This is a genomic window from Nocardia sp. NPDC004168 (assembly GCF_040610355.1).
GTDB classification, from domain to species: Bacteria; Actinomycetota; Actinomycetes; order Mycobacteriales; family Mycobacteriaceae; genus Nocardia; species Nocardia sichangensis.
The window spans coordinates 15,562-34,555 of sequence record NZ_JBEXME010000037.1; the positions used below are offsets into that span (position 1 = coordinate 15,562).

9 protein-coding genes are annotated in these 18,994 nt (G+C 70.9%); 4 read left to right on the forward strand and 5 right to left on the reverse strand.

Translation table 11 applies throughout. The features are described from left to right. The first annotated feature begins 157 nt into the window (after window positions 1-157). Both ABZW96_RS34120 and ABZW96_RS34125 read left to right on the forward strand, forming a co-directional pair. Complete coding sequence (locus ABZW96_RS34120) at window positions 158-802, forward strand: TetR/AcrR family transcriptional regulator (RefSeq protein ID WP_355080537.1); 645 nt, start codon at window positions 158-160, stop codon at window positions 800-802. A gap of 46 nt (window positions 803-848) precedes the next feature. Further along, entirely contained in the window at window positions 849-1,847 is a 999-nt protein-coding gene (locus ABZW96_RS34125; protein ID WP_355080539.1) for a Gfo/Idh/MocA family oxidoreductase, read from the forward strand. Here the strand turns inward: ABZW96_RS34125 and ABZW96_RS34130 are convergent. The 5 genes from ABZW96_RS34130 to ABZW96_RS34150 form a co-directional block, all read right to left on the reverse strand. Next, window positions 1,830-3,074 (reverse strand): glycosyltransferase, encoded by a 1,245-nt coding sequence (locus ABZW96_RS34130; protein WP_355080541.1) that lies wholly within the window; start codon window positions 3,072-3,074, stop codon window positions 1,830-1,832. The genes ABZW96_RS34125 and ABZW96_RS34130 overlap by 18 nt on opposite strands. Then, complete coding sequence (locus ABZW96_RS34135) at window positions 3,071-4,162, reverse strand: esterase (RefSeq protein ID WP_355080543.1); 1,092 nt, start codon at window positions 4,160-4,162, stop codon at window positions 3,071-3,073. The genes ABZW96_RS34130 and ABZW96_RS34135 overlap by 4 nt, the downstream gene beginning before the upstream one ends. Continuing rightward, window positions 4,162-6,438, reverse strand: coding sequence for a thioester reductase domain-containing protein (locus tag ABZW96_RS34140; protein WP_355080544.1), 2,277 nt, complete (start codon window positions 6,436-6,438; stop codon window positions 4,162-4,164). The genes ABZW96_RS34135 and ABZW96_RS34140 overlap by 1 nt, the downstream gene beginning before the upstream one ends. Continuing rightward, window positions 6,435-16,418: an HAD-IIIC family phosphatase gene (locus ABZW96_RS34145; protein ID WP_355080546.1), complete on the reverse strand. Its 9,984-nt coding sequence runs from the start codon at window positions 16,416-16,418 to the stop codon at window positions 6,435-6,437. The genes ABZW96_RS34140 and ABZW96_RS34145 overlap by 4 nt, the downstream gene beginning before the upstream one ends. Window positions 16,419-16,506: 88 nt before the next feature. Next, window positions 16,507-17,799 carry a glycosyltransferase gene (locus ABZW96_RS34150; RefSeq protein ID WP_355080548.1) on the reverse strand — a complete coding sequence of 431 codons (1,293 nt, stop codon included), beginning with the start codon at window positions 17,797-17,799 and terminating at the stop codon, window positions 16,507-16,509. A gap of 407 nt (window positions 17,800-18,206) precedes the next feature. Here ABZW96_RS34150 and ABZW96_RS34155 point away from each other — a divergent pair, with 407 nt between their 5' ends. Together ABZW96_RS34155 and ABZW96_RS34160 are read left to right on the forward strand one after the other, a co-directional pair. Beyond that, a complete protein-coding gene (locus ABZW96_RS34155) occupies window positions 18,207-18,506 on the forward strand; it encodes a class I SAM-dependent methyltransferase (RefSeq protein WP_355080550.1) in 300 nt (99 codons plus the stop codon). Between the two features lie 47 nt (window positions 18,507-18,553). Then, window positions 18,554-18,946: a hypothetical protein gene (locus tag ABZW96_RS34160; protein ID WP_355080552.1), complete on the forward strand. Its 393-nt coding sequence runs from the start codon at window positions 18,554-18,556 to the stop codon at window positions 18,944-18,946. The last annotated feature ends 48 nt before the right edge of the window (window positions 18,947-18,994 follow it).

Sequence of the window (18,994 nt, forward strand, 5' to 3'; positions counted from 1 at the left end):
CGGTCACATAGTCTCGGACACTGTGTCCGATCGATCGTGAGCCGTGGGTGCTCGAATGTCAATATCGGTGCCGTGTCGGCAGAATGGACGCCATGGTGGGACGCACCCGACCGGCACAGCCGAGTAAGGCGGCCGCCGCGCCGCAGAGAGGAGCCGGATGCCCTCGCTGACCCGAGTCCCCAGAAGCGCGCGGAAACCGGTCGACGACCGGCGCGCGGAATTCGAACGACGTGTCCTCGCCGCGGTGGAGGAGTTGCTCGCCGATGGCACGCCCTACACCGAGATCGCCGTCCACCGGATCGCCGCCGCGTCGCAGTCGGCCCGCTCGACGTTCTACCGGTACTTCCCGGACAAGAGTCAGCTGCTGATCAGGATGGCAGAATTGGCCACGGCCGATCTGTTCGAGGCCGCCGAGCGCTGGTGGCTCGCCGAGCACAGCGGGCGGCAGGCCGGTGTGGTGGCCGCCGTGCGAACCATGATCGCGGGCTTCCGCGAGCACCGCTCCCTGCTGCTGGCGCTGAGCGAGGTGGCCGCCTATGACCGTGACGTCGGCGCGTATTGGCGCGGGCGGGTCGCGGAGTTCGTGCGAGTGGTGCGATCGCGATTGGAGACCGAGCTGGCCGAGGGCCGGATCAGCCCGGCGATCGACCCGCAGGCCACCGCCGTCGTGCTCACCTCGATGGTCGAGCGGGCGATCGCGGCGAGCTTCTCGTCCGGGTCGGGAGTCACCGACGACGCCCTGGCGGAGGCGCTGGGCCGCGCCATCTGGTTGACCGTATACGGCGACGCACCGTCCTCCTGACGGATCACTCGGCGGCACAAGCGGTCCCATTGCTACAGTCGCGCCCATGACGCAACCCGGACCGCCCCTGCGGATCGGCATCCTCGGCGCCGCACGCATCGCGCCCGCGGCTCTCGTGCGGCCCGCCGCGGCGAGCCCGGACGCGGTGGTCGCCGCCGTGGCCGCCCGCGAGCCCGTACGCGGACGCGCGTTCGCCAGGAAGCACGGCATCGCGCGGGTCTTCGACAGCTACGCCGCACTGATTGCCGCACCCGACATCGACGCGGTCTACAACCCGCTGCCCAACGGTCTGCACGGCCGGTGGACCAAGGAGGCGCTCGCGGCGGGCAAGCATGTGCTGTGCGAGAAGCCGTTCACCGCCAACGCCGCCGAGGCGCGGGAGATCGCAGCGCTGGCCGCGACGTCGGACCGGGTGGTCATGGAGGCGTTCCACTACCGCTACCACCCGATGACCAGGCGGGCCGAGGAGATCATCGCCTCCGGCGAACTCGGCGAGCTGGTGCGGGTGGACACCGCGATGTGCTTTCCGCTGCCGCGGTTCTCGGATATCCGCTACGACTACACCCTCGCAGGCGGGGCGCTGATGGACGCGGGCTGCTACGCGGTCCACATGGCGCGGGTCTTCGGCGGCGAGAATCCGGATGTCGTCGCGGCGACGGCGAAATTACGTGGCCAGGACATCGACCGCGCGATGACCGCCGAGCTGCGCTTTCCTTCCGGCCACACCGGACGGCTGCGTTGCTCGATGTGGTCGTCGGACGTGCTGCGCATCGGTGCGCGAGTGGTGGGCGAACGCGGTGAACTGCGGTTGCTCAATCCGGTGGCGCCGCAGCTGCCGCGCAGGCTGTCGGTGCGTTCGGAGCGCGGCAGTCGCACCGAGCAGGTCTCGCGCCGCAGCACCTACGCCTATCAGCTCGACGCCTTCGTCGCGGCGGTGCGGCACGGCGAGCCGGTACTCACCGCGCCGGACGACGCGGTGGCGACGATGACGGTCATCGACGCGATCTACGCGGCGGCGGGTTTGCCGCTACGGCAACCGGCCTGACGCGGCGATCGCCTCGGTGTAGACCGCGACCAGGCGTTCGGTGAACCGGGACTGCAGCGTCCGATCCGCGTGCCGCGCCAGCACCTCGCGCATGGCGTCGAGCCGGTCCCGCTGCTGCGCCAGCAGGCGCAACGCCTCGGCGAGCGCGTCCGTCGAGGCGTCGCGCGCACGGAATTCGCCGCCTTCGGGGACGGTTTCGGTGACGTCGGGGTCGCAGTGCAGCACCGGAATTCCGGCCGCGACCGCTTCGAGCAGCACCATGCCCTGCGTGTCGCACCCGGCGGACGGGAACAGCAGCACGTCGTTGGCACGCATAGCCGTAAGGCACTCCGCCTGGCTCACTTCGCCGTGCAGCCGGACTCGCTCACGCAGGCCGGGCCGGTCGACGGCCGAGCGCAGGCGCGTTTCCAGCGCTCCCGCACCGTAGATGTCCAGGGTGCAGCCCTCGGCCAGGCGCACCGCCTCGACGGCGTCCAACGGTCGCTTCTCCGCGGAGAAGCGACCGCACCACAGCACCCGCAGCCGGTGACCCCGGTCGCGGGAACGCTCCGGGAGGGCGCGCACCAGATCGTCGTCGACTCCGTTGGACACCACGTGCAGCGGCCGATCCATCCCGTGAGCGGCCAACCGCTGCGCGAAATGCCGTGTCGGCACCACGACGTGGTCCGCGGCCTGTGCCTGCGCGACGAGCGGCCGCCAGGCGTGCCGCGCCGTTCGGCTTTCCGGCAGGCGCGGCAGCTCCTTGCGCAAGCCGACGAACCCGCCGTGCAGCACGCGCATGGTGAGGGCGGCGAGGTAGGGAAATGGCGAATTGCGTTCGATGAAGGAATCATCGCGGCTGTGCATGGACTGGACGACGGGAAGTCCGTGCCTGCGCGCGGCGCGCAATCCGGCGATGCCCGCGCCGTAGGTGGTCTGCGCGTGCACGACGTCGAAACCGCGCTCGGCGAAGACCGTGTCGATGAGGCGCGCGTTCCTGCGGGTCGGCAGCGCCACCGGATACCCGTTCACGCTCATTCCGCCCGTGGTCGTGAGAACGACGATCCCGGAGTCCGGCGGTGTGGGCTCCGGCGGGGGAATGGTGAACACGGTGACGCGATGCCCGAGCCGCTCCAGCGCCGCGCGTTGTGCGCGCATCGACGTCTGGATGCCGCCGAGGGTGGCGGGGTGGAAATCCGCGAACATCGCGATGCGCAGCGAACGTCCGTCGCCCGGTGGCTCGCTCACGCCGTATCCCGCGTTCGGGGTGTGGAGCAGCCGTCGAGGAATTCGAGGATGTGCCCGTACACGTCGAGTGCGGAGCCGCGTCCGAGGAAGGTGTCGAGATGGCCGTAGGAAGGGATCTCGACGTAGCGGACGTCCAGCCCGGGGTGCCGGGCGGTGAGCACGTCGTGGCACAGCTTGTTGGAGTCGAGCCAGACTTCGTTGCGGCTGCCCGACAACAGCAGGACCGGGCAATCGATCCGGTCGGCGTGGTCCAGCGCGTTCTCCGGTAGCACGCGGTAGCGGTCGTCGTTGTCGTTCCAGCGCTGCACGGCATGCGCCAGCTCCATCCGCCGCAACTGGGGCAGCACATGCACCGGGACCGGCCCGAACAGTTGCGCCAAGCGGTCGTGGGTGCGCGGATCGAGATGGTCGTGGACGAACAGCTCGGCACCCATGCCCCAGCCGCCGTGGACCATCCGGCAGGTGGGGTCTGTGCATTCCCCTTTCCGGGTGAGCAGCGCGTACAGCAGCGTTTTCCGCGACCACAGCCCGACTTTGCGGAAATCGGACTCGAGGTGATGGACGCGGGAGCCGAGCAGTTCGCCGCCGACGAGCACGCGCATCCGCACCGCGGCGCTCACTTTCGGAGTGAGGAAGACGCCTTGGGCGACGACTCCGGCGAGGCCGGGCACCAGGCCCGCGGCCATGCTCATCGACAGCGCCAGGGCGCCGACGCAATGCGCGACCACGAACAACCGCTGGTCGCCGATGCGTCCGCGGATCTCCTCGACGGCTCCGGGCAGGTCGTAGAGCGCCACGTCGTCGAAGCTGAAACGCGGGCCTGCGGCGTTGTAGGGCAGCCGACAGCTGCCGCGCCAGTCCAGCAGCCACGGCTGGTATCCGGCGTCGACGAGAGCGTCGACGATCGTGCGGATCTCCGGCAGCAGGAACATCTCCGAGGACACGCCGTGGCCGTGGACCAACAGAACCGAGGGCCGCTCGGGATCGTCGACGACCACGCGCCGCAGGCCGAGCAGGGTCCCGTCGGCGGTGCGGAACGGGATCTCCTCCACGACCGGTGCGGCTCCGGGCCGGATGGGGGTGAGCATCAGCGCGACTCCTTCGCGTTGCGGCGCAGATCCAGCAGTTCGGTGCCCACGCGCAGCGCCGGTTCCAGCAGGCCCTTGCCGAGCTGGGATCCGAACCAGCTCAGCCACAACAGTTTCGCGGTCCGCCGCTGGCGTTCGGACAGGCGTGGATCCACCTGGATGCCGTCGATTTGATCGTGCAGGTAGGTGTGCAGGGGGACCGCGACCTCGCCCGCGAGGCTCCCCGGTTGGTCCTCCCGGCCGAGTTCGACGGTCAACGTGCGTGCCTGCCGGATGATCGTGCGGCGCGCCTCGGCGTATTTGTAGCCCGACAGCCACCACGTCCCGCCATCGGCGTCGCGCAGCGACAGCCGGTAGTGCATCAGCGGGTGTTTCAGTCCGTGCCGCATCGGGATGCCGTCGTGCGGACGCACCGACGCCACACCGGATACCGTGAGCGGGCCGTCGTGCAGACGCGCGCACCGCAGCTCGCCCCCGACATCGACCGTGCGCCCGGCCACCAGCTGGTGGGTGCTCGCGATGGACAGCCGCAGGTTGAGCGTGCAGGAAGTGTCCGCCGCCGCGTCGACGGGCCCGATCGCGCCCACCAGGGTCTCCGCGAACCACAGATACGGTGGGTCCTCCGGCCGTGGCAGCCGTGCCAGGCCGGTGCCCGCGAGCATCTCCAGCGTTTTGTGTTGCGACCGGGCGCCGTAACGGACCGGTTGGGGCAGGTTGTGCGCGCGCAGGAAGGCGCGGGTGCGTTCGTCGGTCGCGGCCGGAACGGACGCCATCGTCTCCAGCGGATGACGCGCGGTAGGGCTGCCCAGCACCTGCGCCAGCGATTCCAGCTCCGGGACCGGCTCGGTGCGGATCCGCTCGACCACCTCGTCACACCAGGCGGCCCAGTGCCGCACCCGCATGTCCATGCCGATCGCCGCCGATTCACCCAGCATCTGCTCCAGCGTGGTCGGCGTGCCGGTGAGATGGTAGTTGTGGCCCCACGCCGTCGGCGCGCACACGATCGCCGCCGCGACCTTGCTCACCCAATCGACCGGGGCCACATGGAGATTGCGCAGCGCGGGGACGGTGCCGAACCGCGACAGCGCCGCGATGATGCCGCTGTTGAGGTCGCGCGGATTGTGCGCGCCGGTCTCGCGGTGCCCGCCGATTCCACCGGGGCGCAGCACCGTGACGACCAGTCCGTGTTCGCGGGCGCGCCGCAGGACGGCCTCGGCCGCCCATTTCGTCCGGTCGTAGCCGATCACGAGTTTGCCGATGTTCGCCACCGGATCGTCCTCGCCCATCGAGGCGATGCCGAGCTCGTTGAACACCGCGATGGAGGAGACGTGGTGCAACGGTTTCGGTCGTCCGGTTGCCGCCAGCCGGGCCAGGGTCAGCGGGCCGAGCACGTTGCCGCGGCGCAGCGACCGGTAGCCACGCAGGAAGTCGACCGCCGCGCCGACGTTGACGATCGCGTCGATCTCGTCCGCCAGCGCGGCCCACGCTTTCTCCGAGAGGCCGAGATTCGGTTCACGCAGGTCGCCCGGCAGCACTGTCACCCGCCTGCGCACCTCCGGCGACCACGGCAGCAGGAAACGCGTCAACGCCGCGGCCAGCCGGTCCACGGCGTCGGCGTCGTCGCGCGCGCGAACGAGGCAGACGACGTGGGCGTCACTGCCGCGCAACAGGTCCAGCAGCAGGTGGCTGCCGAGGAAGCCGGTGGCGCCGGTGAGCAGAACGCGGCGCGGCGCGACCCGCTCCGGCGGGTCGGTGAAGGGCAGCCGGTCGGCTCCGGCGACGTCGGCCATGAGCTGCGCGAGTTCGTCGTCCACGGTATCCGCCACCGGCGACGGCGTTTCGCGTTCGGTGGCTTCCGCTCGCGCGCCCAGCCAGCGCTGCGCCAGCCTGCGCGGGCGCGCGTCGGCGAACACGTCGTCCAACTCGAAGTGGACGTCGAGTTCCCTGGCGAGCGCCGCCACGAATTGCACCGCGGCGACGGATGTTCCGCCGCCGTCGAAGAAATCGGTGTCCGGCCCGAGAGGTTCGACGGTGAAGCGGTCGGCCACCTGGATGACCGCCGCCGTGAGCGACTCGGTGTCCCACGCGCCGGGACGCGCGATCGCCGCCGTCGCGGTGGCCACGTCGCCGCCCGCGCGGGCCAGCAACGCGGACACGTCCAGACCGCCGCCGCGTTCGATCGCCTCGGCGAGGTCGCGCCGATCGGCTCGCTCGGCGGGCGGCGGGTACCCGCCGTTCGGACTGCGCACAGGAAACTCCTTGTCGGCCATGGTCATCGCGCCCAGGATCGGAACGTGCGCAGGCGATCCAGCGGCACGTCGACCTCGATTCGTTCGCTGTCGATGTCGCCGCCGCCGAGCGCGGCGGCCAACCGGCGGGCGGGCACGTTGCGCGCGGTGCGGTGCACGGTCATACGCACCGTCGCGCGATCCAGCGCCGCCGCGCGGTCGGCCAGCCAGCCGAGCAGGCGTTCCTCGACGCCGCGGCCGAGGGCGCGGCAGCTGAGATGCCATCCGCGCACACACAGCGCGGTCGCGTCGGTGTGCACCGCCAGCACGGCGATCGTCCCGTAGTCGCCGAACCGGTCGCGCGCCGCGGCGGTCCACACCTCGCCATCCTCCCGCCAGCGGTCGACATCCTGGTCGGTGCTCGCGCCCAGCGCGAATTGGCTGGTGCGCCGGACCAGTTGGACCGCACGCGTCAAGCCGTGGTCCGACAGCGGCTCGACGGTCACCTCCAGATCCAGTTGGTCCAGGAACTGCGCGAAATCGACGTGCTCCCTGGCCAGGTCGCGTTCGCGCTCGTGCCGGTAGAACTCCGCACGGCCGGCGTCCTCCGCGGTCACCCCGACCGGTGTCACCGGCCACAACCGGGTCAGGAACGCGGTCAGCTCCTCGATCGGGGGACAGGTCACCGCGAGCACTTCCGGCAGGCGGGAACGCATCTTCGCGATCTCGACCGGGTTGTCGTCCAGGTAGACCACGTCCTCCAGCGCGAGGCCCAACGTTCGCGCCGCCGCCTCGAGCCGGTCGGTCTTGCTGTCCCACCCGGTGCAGACGAGGGTGAAATCGGTGGCGCGCAGCGGACTGTCCGGGCGGTCCAGCACCGCCTGGACGGAGTCCTCGTCGTTGTTGCTGATCAGCACCAGCAGCGTGCCCGCGGCGCGCCATTGCCGCAACCGCCGCGCCAGCGAGCGCCGCGGCGGATCGAAAGTGACCGCCGCGGGGCCGATCTCACCCACCACGCCACTCCACAGTGTGTCATCGCCGTCCACGGCGATGACCTTCGGCGCGGGCAACAGGGCCGTGCGGGCGACGGCGGCGAGCGTCAGCGCCACCGCCGCCTGGAACTCCTCGGTGAACGGCAGGTGTGCCAGCGCGTCGGTCTGCGCGTCGAAGCGATGCGCCACCCGGTGGTCGCGAGTCCAGTCGGTTTCGGTGAGAACCGCGACGCCGGGAATCTCCCGTAGCCGCTCGGCGGTCAGCCGGTCCCACCGCGTCAGTCGCCCATGGGGTTCGGGCGACGGGAGGACGCCGACGATGATCGGAACGCGCGCGCGTTCGGCCGCTTCCCGGACGGCGGCGGGATACCGTGCGGCGAGTTCATCGAGATCGTCGTCGGTGAGCGGTCCGAATCGCTCCAGGTCCGCCGCGCGCAACAGCACGATGCCCAGGGCGGTCGACGGTTGGGCGAAGACCCCGGACGGGTCGCGCAGCCCGGCCGGCACGTGGTGGTACGGCGCCTCGAACACGGTCGGACCGTCGATGCCGTGAGCGTGTGCCGCCGCGCGATACAGATCCGGCAGCTTGCCCAGCGCGAACGTGGCCGCGAACGCGACGCCGCGCGGCGCCTCCGGACGCGCGGGGCGCGCCGGCAGCCCGGGACGCTCCACCACCTCCTCGAGCAGCGCGAGGTAGTCGCGCCCGAGCCGGGTGCAGCTCGCGTCATCGATGATGTCGGCGTTGTAGGTGAACCAGATGCGGTCCGCTCCGGAGAGCACCGCCACCATGAGGTCGAGATCGGAGTATCCGGTGCCCACCGGAATCAGGTCGGCGCGGTGCACCGGCGCATCGGCCCGCAGATAGTTGAAGTACACCTCGACCAGCGGCGCGTTGTCCCGATACAGGCCCTCCGCGGCGAGCGTGGCGAGCACGTCGGAGAAACCCGCTCCCGGCACCAGCAGGCGCCGCAGCCGGTCGCCGGTCCTGCGCAGTAGGTCGTCGATCGACTCGCCGGGCTCGACGGCCGCCGGATACGGCACGGGCACACCGAAGTAGCCGACCGCGGTCGGCGCGTCGGCGTGGATGCGGGTGTCCACCGGCACGGCGAGCGCGAAACGATCGGTGTCCTGCCGCCGGGCGAGCAGCACTGTCAGCGTGCCGAGGAACAGCGCCGCGGGCGTGATGCCCAGCTCCCGAGCGCGTCGCGCCGCCCGCTCGCGCAGCCCCGCGGGCAGCTCGAGCAGCACCTCGCCGGCACGGTGGGTGCGCTGGGCACGCCTGGGCCGGGCGAGGGTGAGTTCGAGGCGGCGGCATCCGGCGAATTCCGCGCGCCACTCGGCGTCGGGCTCGGCCTGCGGCGCCTGGGCGGCGAGCAGATCGTGCATGTCCTTGTTGGACAGCGTGTCCGGGAATTGGGCGCCGGACAACTCGGCGCCGATCTCTCCGGCGACCAGCACCATCGACTGGACATCGCTCATACCGTGGTGGGCTCCGAAGACGAGCTCCTGCTCGCCGGAATCGGAACTCAGCAGTTCGAACCGCCACAGCGGCCCCTCCGCCAAGTCGAACGGCTCGCGCATCAGCTCGCGGAACCGGACCCGCGTGACGGCGTGATCGAGCCGATCGACGGCCGACGAGCGCAACAGCGGCCCGCCCGGTCGGGACCGCACCTGCAACCGGGTGCCGTGCTCGTCGCTGGGCACGATCACCGTGCGCAACGCCGCGTGCCGCGCGGCGAGGCGGTCGAGAATCGCGTCCAGTTCGGCGTGTTCCACCGTCCTGGGCAAGCGCATGGCCAGCCCGCCGGTCTGGGCGACGCTCGGAATGCCTTGCTGGGCCGTGCGCAGCAGCCGCATCAGATCGCGGGTGACGGGCAGCGTGACGACCTCGGGGACGTGCTGGTCGTCCGGGCGCGCGGCGGGCTCGCCCGTCTGCGTGCGCGCCGCCTCGCCGACGAGATATTCCGCCAGCGCGGCGGGACTGCGACCGGCGAAGATCTCGCTCAGCGGCACCAGGATGCCGGTGTCGTCGCGCAACCGGTTGCGCAGTTCCACCGCCATCAGCGAGTCCATGCCCAGCCCCTGGAACGACCGGTCCGCCGTAATGGCCTCCGCACCGGAGTGCCCGAGCACGTCGGCGGCCCGGCGCGCCACCACGTCGATCGCGATCGCGGTCGCCTCGCCGGGCGGCAATCCACGCAGCCGCTCGGCGAACCGGGACCGCACCGACGGGTCGGCGGCGTCGCGGTGCACGACCGTTCGGCGCGAGGGCGGACGGATCGTCCCGCGCAGCAGCAGCGGAACATACGGTGCGCGCCGCATCGCGTCGGCATCGATCCGCAGCGGCGCCAGCACCGGCTCGTTCCGTCGCAACGCCGCGTCGAAGGCGGCCAAGCCGTCACGCGCGCCGAGCGGGCGCACGCCGGAGCGTTCCATGCGCCGGATGTCGGCCGCCGCCATCACCTCGTGCATGTCCAGGCTCCACGGACCCCACGCCAGCGACTGCGCGGGCAGGCCTCGGGCGACGCGATGGGTGGCGAGGGCATCGAGGTAGGCGTTGGCGGCGGCGTAGTTCGCCTGCCCGGGATTGCCGAGAAGGCCCGCGACCGAGGAGAACAGCACGAAGCACGACAGGTCCATGCCCGAGGTCAGCTCGTGCAGGTGATACGCCGCGTCGACCTTCGGCCGCAGCACCGCTTCGAGACGTTCGGGCGTCAGCGAGCCCAGCGTGCCGTCGTCGAGCACCATCGCGGCGTGCACGACGCCGCTGAGTGTGCGTCCGCGCAGCATTTCGGCCAGCGCGGCACGGTCGGCCACATCGCAGCGGGCGAAGACCACGTCAGCGCCGAGGCCGGTGAGCTCGGCGCGCAGGTCCTCCGCGCCGGGGCCGTCGGCGCCGCGGCGGCTGGCGAGCAAGAGCTTCGTGACCCCGTGCGCCCGCACCAGATGCCGCGCCAGCAGCGAGCCGAGCCGCCCCGGCGCTCCGGTGACGAGTACGAAACCGTCGCCGAAATCGGGAGCGGCACCACCGGACACCGGAGGACGCACCAGACGCGGCGCGAACAGGACGCCGTCACGCACCAGCGCCTGTGCCGCACCGGAGGCGAGCACCGTCGCGACGTCGACCTCGGCGTCATCACTGTCGACCAGCACGATGCGGTCGGGGTTCTCCGACTGCGCTGTGCGGGCCAGGCCCCAGACCGCCGCTCCCGCGGTGTTCTCGATGTCCTCGCCGGGCAGCGCCATCGCCCCGCGGGTGCGTACCACGATGGTCGCCGCCGCGAGTCGCGGATCGTCCAGTGCCGCCTGCAGGCCTGCGAGCGCGCGCCGCACCGCCGTGTGCACCGTATCGATCGAATCGCCTCGAGCGGCTTCGATGATCACCGCGTCCGGCGCGGGCTCGTGCGGACCGAGCCGCGACCAGGCGACGGCGGTGACCGGCCGCGGCATCATCGGCGTCGGAAGCGCCGCCCACTCCGGCCGGAACAAGGTGCGGTGCGCGGCGGACAACGCGCTGTCGAGCAGCTGCGCCTCGGGTGCGGGCCGAAGGAGCAGCGACCGTATCGACACGACCGGTTGTCCGGTGTGATCCTCGGCCATGACCCGCACCCCGCCGGAGTCGTCGAGCGAGATCCGGACCCGCAACGCCGTCGCGCCGGAGGCATGCAAGCGCACGCCGGTCCAGGCGAACGGCAGCAGCGCCGAACCACTCTCGTCCGCGCCCAGCAGCAGCGCCGCGTGCAGCGCGGAGTCGAGCAACGCGGGATGGATCTCGAAGCGTGCGGCATCGCCGTGGGCGTGCTCCGGGAGCGCCACGTCGGCGAAGACGTCCCCGCCGCGCCGCCACGCCGCGCGCACCGACCGGAACAGCGGCCCGTAGCGATGCCCGCGATCGGACAGTCGCGCGTACATGTCCTCGACGTCGACGGCCGTCGCCCCGGCCGGAGGCCACCGGTCGGCGTCGAGGCCGCCGGAATCGGTCTCGTCCGTCGCCGCCAGAATCCCGCGGGCGTGCAATGTCCACGAGGTGTCGAGATCGCGTTCGAGTCGCGAGTGGATCGAGACGGGTCGGCAACCGTCGGCGTCGGCGTCGGCGACCACCACCTGGATCTGCACCGCGGCCTCCTCGGTGAGCACCACCGGGGCGTGCAGCACGAGTTCGCGCACGTTTCCGGTGTCCACCTCGTCACCGGCGCGGATGGCGAGTTCGACCAGAGCGGTGCCGGGCAGGACGACCGCGGCGGGCGCGGCATGCTCGGCCAGCCACGGATGGGTCCGCAGGGAGATCCGGCCGGTCAGCGTCACACCGCCGGAATCCGGTTGCGGCACAACAGCGCCCACGAAAGGATGGCTCGCGGACCGCAAACCCAGCGCCGCGGCGTCCTCGGACACCGATTCGGTCCAGAACCGCCGCCGGTCGAAAGCGTAGGTCGGCAGGTCGACGCGGCCGTGCGTGGGCGTGAGGCGGGTCCAGTCGAGGTCGTGGCCGGCCACCCACAGCGCGGCCTGGGCGCGGGCCAGGCTGCGCGGACCGTCCTGGTCACGCACCAGCGAGCCGACCGCGACGACCTCGTGACCGGTGTCCTCCGCGACGGCTCGCACCGCCGTGGTCAGCAGTGGATGCACGCCGAGTTCGACGAAATACCGGTATCCGTCGCCGATCATCCGCTCGATCGTGCTCGCGAACCGGACCGGTTCCCGCGCATTGCGGTACCAGTAGTCGGTGTCGGCGGGGTCGGTCATCCGCCCGCCCAGCACCGTCGAGTACCAGGGAACGACCGGCGCGGCGGCGGCCGCCCCGGCGAGTTCGTCGAGCAGTTGCCGCCGGATGGGCTCCAGCAGAGCGGAATGCCCGGCCAGCGCGGGTCCCGCGGCCAGCATCCGCACGTCGACCTGTTCGTCCTCCAGTTCGCGCACGAGCGCCTCGACCGCCTCGCGCGCTCCCGCCACGACCGTGGAGCGGGGGATATTGATCGCCGCGATCGATACCGCTGTGTCCGATGCCAAGCGTTCTTCGAGTCGCTGTGCGGGCAGGCCGATCATCGCCATCGCGCCCTGCTCGGTGATGCCGGCCATCAGGCGGCTGCGTGTCACGACGACGTGGGCGGCTTCGTCGAGGCTCAGCGCACCGGAGACGTAGGCCGCGGCGATCTCGCCCTGGCTGTGGCCGATCACGGCATCCGGTATGACGCCCGCGTCCCGCCAGGTGGCCGCCAGCGCCGCCATCGTGGCGAACAGCAGCGGTTGCACGAGGGTGAAGTCGCCCAGTTGCGCCGCGGTGAGACCGAACAGCGCGGTCGCCAGCGACCATCCGGTGCGGTGCCGGAACGCTTCGTCGCAGCGCGCGAACTCGGCGCGGAACACTTCGGAGCGAGCCAGCATGTCACGTGCCATCCCGGCCCACTGCACGCCCTGCCCCGGGAAGACGAATGCCGTCTTGCCCGCGGTGAGCGCCGCGTCCGCGCCCACGACCACATCGGGCGCCGCTCGGTGCTCGACCAGATCGGCGAGTGCGGAGAGCATTCCGCCCCGCTCGCCCGCCACGACGACGGCCCGCCATTCGAACGGCGTGCGGTGCAGAGCCAGCGAGCGGGACACGGGAGCGGGATCGAGTGTGGGATCTTCGGTGAGGTGATCGAGCAGGCGTCGGGCTTGACCGTGCAGCGAGACCCGGTTGCGTGCCGAGATCGGCAGCAGCGCGATCCCGCGATCGCCCGCCTCGTCGTCGAACGGGCCGGACTCGTCGTCGACGGCGGGCGCTTCTTCGAGAATCAGGTGGGCGTTGGTGCCGCTGAGCCCGAACGCGCTCACTCCGGCGCGGCGGGGCCGGTCGCCTCTCGGCCACGGCGCCGAATCGGTCCGCACGGCCAAACCGCCGCCGTCCCAATCGATCTGCGACGTCGGCGGCCCGTCATGGGCCATCCCGGGTATCCGCTCGTGTTGCAGCCCGAGTACCAGTTTGACGACGCCGCCGATGCCGGCCGCCGCTTGGGTATGGCCCACATTGGATTTCAGCGAACCCACGCCGAGCGGGCGTTCGGGCTCCCGGTCGGGACCGAAGACGCGCGCCAAGGCGCGTGCTTCGATCGGATCGCCGAGGGCGGTGCCGGTGCCGTGCGCCTCCACGTAGTCCAGATCCGCGGGCCTCAGCCCGGCGGCGCGCAACGCCGCCTTGATGACCTGCTCCTGCGCGAATCCGTTGGGCGCGCTGATACCTTGGCTGCGCCCGTCCTGGTTGACCGCGGAGCCGCGGACCACGGCCAGCACCCGGTCGCCGTCGCGCCGGGCGTCGTCGAGCCGCTTCAGCAGCACCAGACCGGCGCCCTCGGCCCACACCGTGCCGTCCGCGCCCGCCGAGAACGGCGCGCACCGTCCCGACGGCGACAGCACACCGAGTTTGCACAGCTCCACGTGCGCGGTCGGTCCCATCAGCAGCGTCGCGCCGCCGGCCAGGGCCAGATCGCATTCGCCCGCGCGCAGCGCCTGCGCGGCCAGATGCATGGCGACGATCGATGAGGAACAGGCCGTGTCGAGGGTGACGGCGGGTCCGTGGAAACCCAGCGTGTACGCGACCCGCCCGGAGGCCACACTCGGGGAGAGCCCGGTGCCGACCTGCCCGTTCAACTGGCTCGGAGCGGGGTCGGCGAGATAACCGGTGCTGTACACCCCGAAGTACACCCCGGTCGTGCTGCCCTGCAGCTGTCTGGGGTCGCGGCCGGACCGTTCGATCGCCTCCCAGCTCAGCTCCAGCATGAGCCGCTGCTGCGGGTCCATCACCGCCGCCTCGCGCGGGCCGATGCCGAAGAACGCGGCGTCGAACTGGTCGACCTGGGTGAGGTAGCCGCCGCGGAAGGTGTAGGCCTTGCCTTCCGCCGCCGGATCCGGGTCGTAGAGCCCGTCGACGCTCCAGCGTCCTGGCGGCACCTCCGACAGACCGTCGCGTCCGTCGTCCAGCAGGCGCCACAGCGCTTCCGGATCGTCGGCGCCGCCGGGAAACCGGCAGGCCATCGCGATGATCGCGATGGCGTCGTCGCTGCGCTCCTGCTGCGGAACGGGCGCGTCCTCGGTTGCGGTATGGTGCAGCGCCGCCACGACTTGCGCGATGGTCGGGTGCTCGAAGAACAGGTTGGTGTCCAGACTCCGCCCGACCCGGTCGGAGAGCTCCACGACGAGTTCCACCAGATCCGCTGAGCCGAGACCGAATTCGACCAGCGGCCGATGCACGTCGATGCGCGCCGGATCGAGGTAGGCCAGCCGGGCGATGATCTCCACCAGCCAGCTCCGCATCTCCTCGGCGCCGAGCGCCTCGCCTCGCGGTGCGCCCGGCGGTGCACCGACCTCGTCGAGTTCGCCGCGGACAGGCGACACCGGCGCGAACTCGTCGTCGAGATACGCCGCGCGGCAGGCTTGTCGCTGAACTTTGCCGCTGCTGGTCTTGAGCAGGGCGCCGGGCCGGATCAGGACCACCGATCGCAGCGTCAGCGCGTGTTCCGCGCCGATCGCCGCGCGGATCGCTGCTTCGGCGTCGGCGAGCTCGGCGGGATCCTCGGTGCGCATTTCGGCGACCACCACGGGCAGCTCTCCGTCGATGCCCCCGTCCACCGAGAACGCCGCGACGCACCCCGGGCGGACGGCCTCGTGCGCGGACTCGACCGTCGACTCCAAGTCCTGCGGATAGTGGTTCTTGCCGTCGATGATCAGCACATCTTTGCGCCGGCCCGTGACGAACAGCTCACCGCCGGAGAAGAATCCGAGATCGCCGGTGCGCAGGTAAGCGCGATCGTCATCGTCCAACCCGGCATGGAAGGTCTCGGCGGTAGCCGTCTCGTTGCCCAGATACCCTGCGGCGACACTGGTTCCGGTCACCCAGATCTCGCCCTCGACGCCGTCGGCGCACGCGGTGTGCCGGTCGGGATCCACGATGACGATCGACAGCCCTTCGGCCGGGCGCCCCACACCGACCAGCTCGGACCGGCCGGGCGGCAGGATCACCGTCGGCGGCGCGCCGAGCCGCGCGGCGCTGACGATGAGCGTGGCCTCGGCCAAGCCGTAGACCGGCTGGAACGACTCCGCCCGGAATCCCGTACTCGCGAAGGTGTCGGCGAACCGGCGCACCGTGGCCGGACGCACCGTCTCCGCACCGTTGAACGCCACTCTCCAGCAGCTCAAGTCGAGGCGGTCGATCTGTTCGGAAGTCATGCGGCGCAGGCACAGCTCGTAGCCGAAATTGGGGCCGCCGCTGGTGTGCGCGCCGAACGCGGAGACCGCTTGTGGCCAGCGCTCGGGGCGCTGCAGAAAATCTCTGGGCGACAACAGCACCGCGTTCGCGCCGACGAACATCGTCTGCAACACGGGGGCGATGAGCCCCATATCGTGATACATCGGCAGCCAGCTGACGAACAGCGCGTCGGTGAGCGAAGCCAGCAGATCCGGCGTATGGCCCAGTGCCGTGGCGATGGCGCGTTCGTTGTGCAGCAGGTTGGCGTGGGTGACCACGACGCCGCGCGGCGCGCTCGTCGAACCCGAGGTGTACTGCAGGAAGGCGACCGAGTCCGGCCCGACGGCGGGCCTGCGCCACGAGGCCGCCGCGTCGTCGGGGATCTCGTCGGTCGCCAGCCAGGCCGGCTCGCCCAGTTCGGGCAGGTGCTCGATCGGCGCGGTGGCGTCGGCGCGGACCTGGGCGGTGGTGAGCACCGCGTCCACGCCGGCATCGGCGACCAGGTGCCGCAACCGCCGCAGGGAGCGGGAGTCCAACTGCGGCAGCGGGGCGGGCACGGCGACGACGTTCGCGGCCAGACAGCCGAAAAAGCTTGTGATGAAATCCAATCCGGACGGGTACAGCAGCAGAGCCCGGCGGATGCCGCGATCCTGCAACGCGGCGGCGATCGCCCGCGCCCGGGCAGACACCCCGGCATAGGTGATGTCGTCGATGGGGCCGTCGGCGTCGCCGGTGCGCAAGAAGCGGTACGCGGTCGCGGCGGGCACGGTCTCGCCGCGGGTGAGCAGGATATCGAGGAACGAACGGTAATCGGTCATGCGGTACAACCTTCGGAACTCGACGGTCACGGTTGTCGTGCGCTCGCCGGTCGCCGCCGCGATCGGTCCGCGGCGGCCGACCGGCAGCTCATGGTCGGGGGGTCGCGGCGGCGAGTTTCTCGACGGCGTCGACCGCCGCGGGCACGCCGTTCTCCTTCGCGGCCGTGTGGCCGACCTCTGCCGCTCGCTGCCGCGCCTGGGGCGTCAAGACCTGCGCCAACGCGCGATGCAGACGATCGGTGGTGATCGTGCGATACGGGAAGGTCGCTCCGATGCCGAGCGCGGCGATGCGCCAGCCGTAGAAGAATTGATCGCTGTGCACCGGGATCACCACGGCCGGGATCCCCGCTCGCACCACGTCATGGGTGTTGCCGCTGCCGCCGTGGTGCACCACCGCGGCGCACCGCGGCAGGACGCGGTCGTAGTCGAACGAATCGATGATCAGCAGGCTGCGGTCGGCGCTGAACCCTTTCGGGAATCCCTCGCCTTTCACCGTGACGAGTGCCCGTGCGCCCAAGCGCGCGCAGACCGTCGCGATCATCTCGCGGCATTCCACCGGATCCAGCACGGGCATTCCGGTCATGCAGAAATAGATGGGCGGTGACCCTTCGCCCAGCCACGCGTCGAGCTCCGGATCGATGACCGCTTCGCCCCAGGCGTCACGCAGCGGCTGCGGCAGAACGGAAGCGCCCACGATCGTCGCGCGGTCCGGCCAATCGTGCGGCTTGGGCAACAGCATCGGGCTCACCATGTGGACCAGCGGTATCCGCTCCGCGCGCAGGCGCCGGAAAGGATTGCGCGGCCTGCCGGGCAGGCCCATGTGACGGCGCAATTGCCGGTCGACCTTGCGATACAGGAACGTATAGGACCATTCGAACAGGCTGTAGCTCGCCCGTGACAGCGTGCGCGACGAGGTCATGTTCTTCGCCATGAACGACGACGGGAACTCATCGGTGCGTTCGAGCGGATAGGGCAGGCAGCCCAGTACCGGCGTCCCGGTCTTCTCGCGGAACTCCATCGCCCACGGCAGCGTCGACGCGCAGGCGACGACGACGTCCGCGGACGTGCAGGCGCGCAGGAGTACCTCGTGCATCGCGACACCGCGCTCACCTTCGATGATCCGCACCGTGTCGAGCATGATGCGCACGAACGGCAGCGTCTTGCCGGAGGCCAGCGCCCGCTTGGCCGCGGTCGTCTCGAGCAGTTCCGCGGCGTCGAAGGGGATCACATGGGGTTCGAAGCCCGCGTTGCGCACGATCTGCGCTTGATTGCGGGTGGCGGTGATGTCCACCTCGTGACCGCGGGCGCGAAATTCCTGCGCCAACGCGAGATATGGTTGATGATCGCCCCGGGTACCTGCGGGCAACAAGGCCACACGCATACTATCGACTTCCGCTCGTGCACTGGGCTCGTCCGGCCGGATCCCACGAATCGGCCGACATCTGGTTCGTTGTCGGGGTCCGCCTCCCGCGGACGTCCGCTCGCTCGACAGAGTTCGGAACGGTACTCGGCCCCCCGCCGTTCTCAACGGGCCGATTGCCTGTCTGCAGAATCGAGAGTTGGTCCTTTCGTTCGAACGATGAGCCGACGGACCGCGCCGAACCCGGCGTGGTCGGTTCCGCGAAACCGGCGCAGGCCAGTATCCCGGCTCGACCGAGCGTCGTCCAGACTAGGCGCGGACCGGGGTGCGTTCTTCTCAGTGCTGGGAGGTAGCGGCCCGGGAACGCACGGCCGAGCCGACCGGAAAACAAGGTGCGTCAAGCGGATCCGGCGCGCTACGGTGCCCGGATGCGCGATACCGACGATTACTTCGGCGAGCAGGTCGCGGCCAGCTATGACGAGTCCTCGGCCGCGATGTTCGAGCCGGGCGTCGTCGACCCGGCGGTGACCTTTTTGGCAGAGTCGGCCGAAGATGGCCCGGCCTTGGAATTCGGCATCGGAACGGGGCGGATCGCCTTGCCGCTCGCCGCGCGCGGAGTTCCCGTGCACGGCATCGATACGTCACCCGCGATGCTCGCCCGGTTGCGTGCCAAGGCCGGCGGCGACGAGATCGCCGTGCCGTCGGAGATTTCGCGTCCACGAAGCTGACGTCACGATTCTCGCTGGTCTACCTCGTGTTCAACACGATCATGAACGTGACCACCCAGGCGGGTCAGGTCGCCTGCTTCCGCAACGCGGCGGCCCACCTCCGACCCGGCGGCCGCTTCGTCGTCGAAGTCATGATGCCCGGACTGCGCGGGCTGGCGCCCGGCCGCAACACGGTGCTGTCTCGGACCGGATCGTCGAAATGGGCCTACGACGAGTACGACATCGCCACGCAGACGATGAGTTCGAACTACATCGAGGTCGTCGAGGGACGCGGCAGCTACCGATCGATTCCGTTCCGCTACGTGTGGCCCGCGGAATTGGACCTGATGGCCGAGATCGCCGGCCTGCGGCTGGATGCGCGGTGGGACGGGTGGACACGCGAACCGTTCACCAGCGAGAGCCGCGGACACGTCTCCGTCTGGCAGAAGCCCGGCGGCTGAGCCCGGCGCTGCGGGTTGCGTCGTCGTCCGAGGCGACGTGTCCTCGCC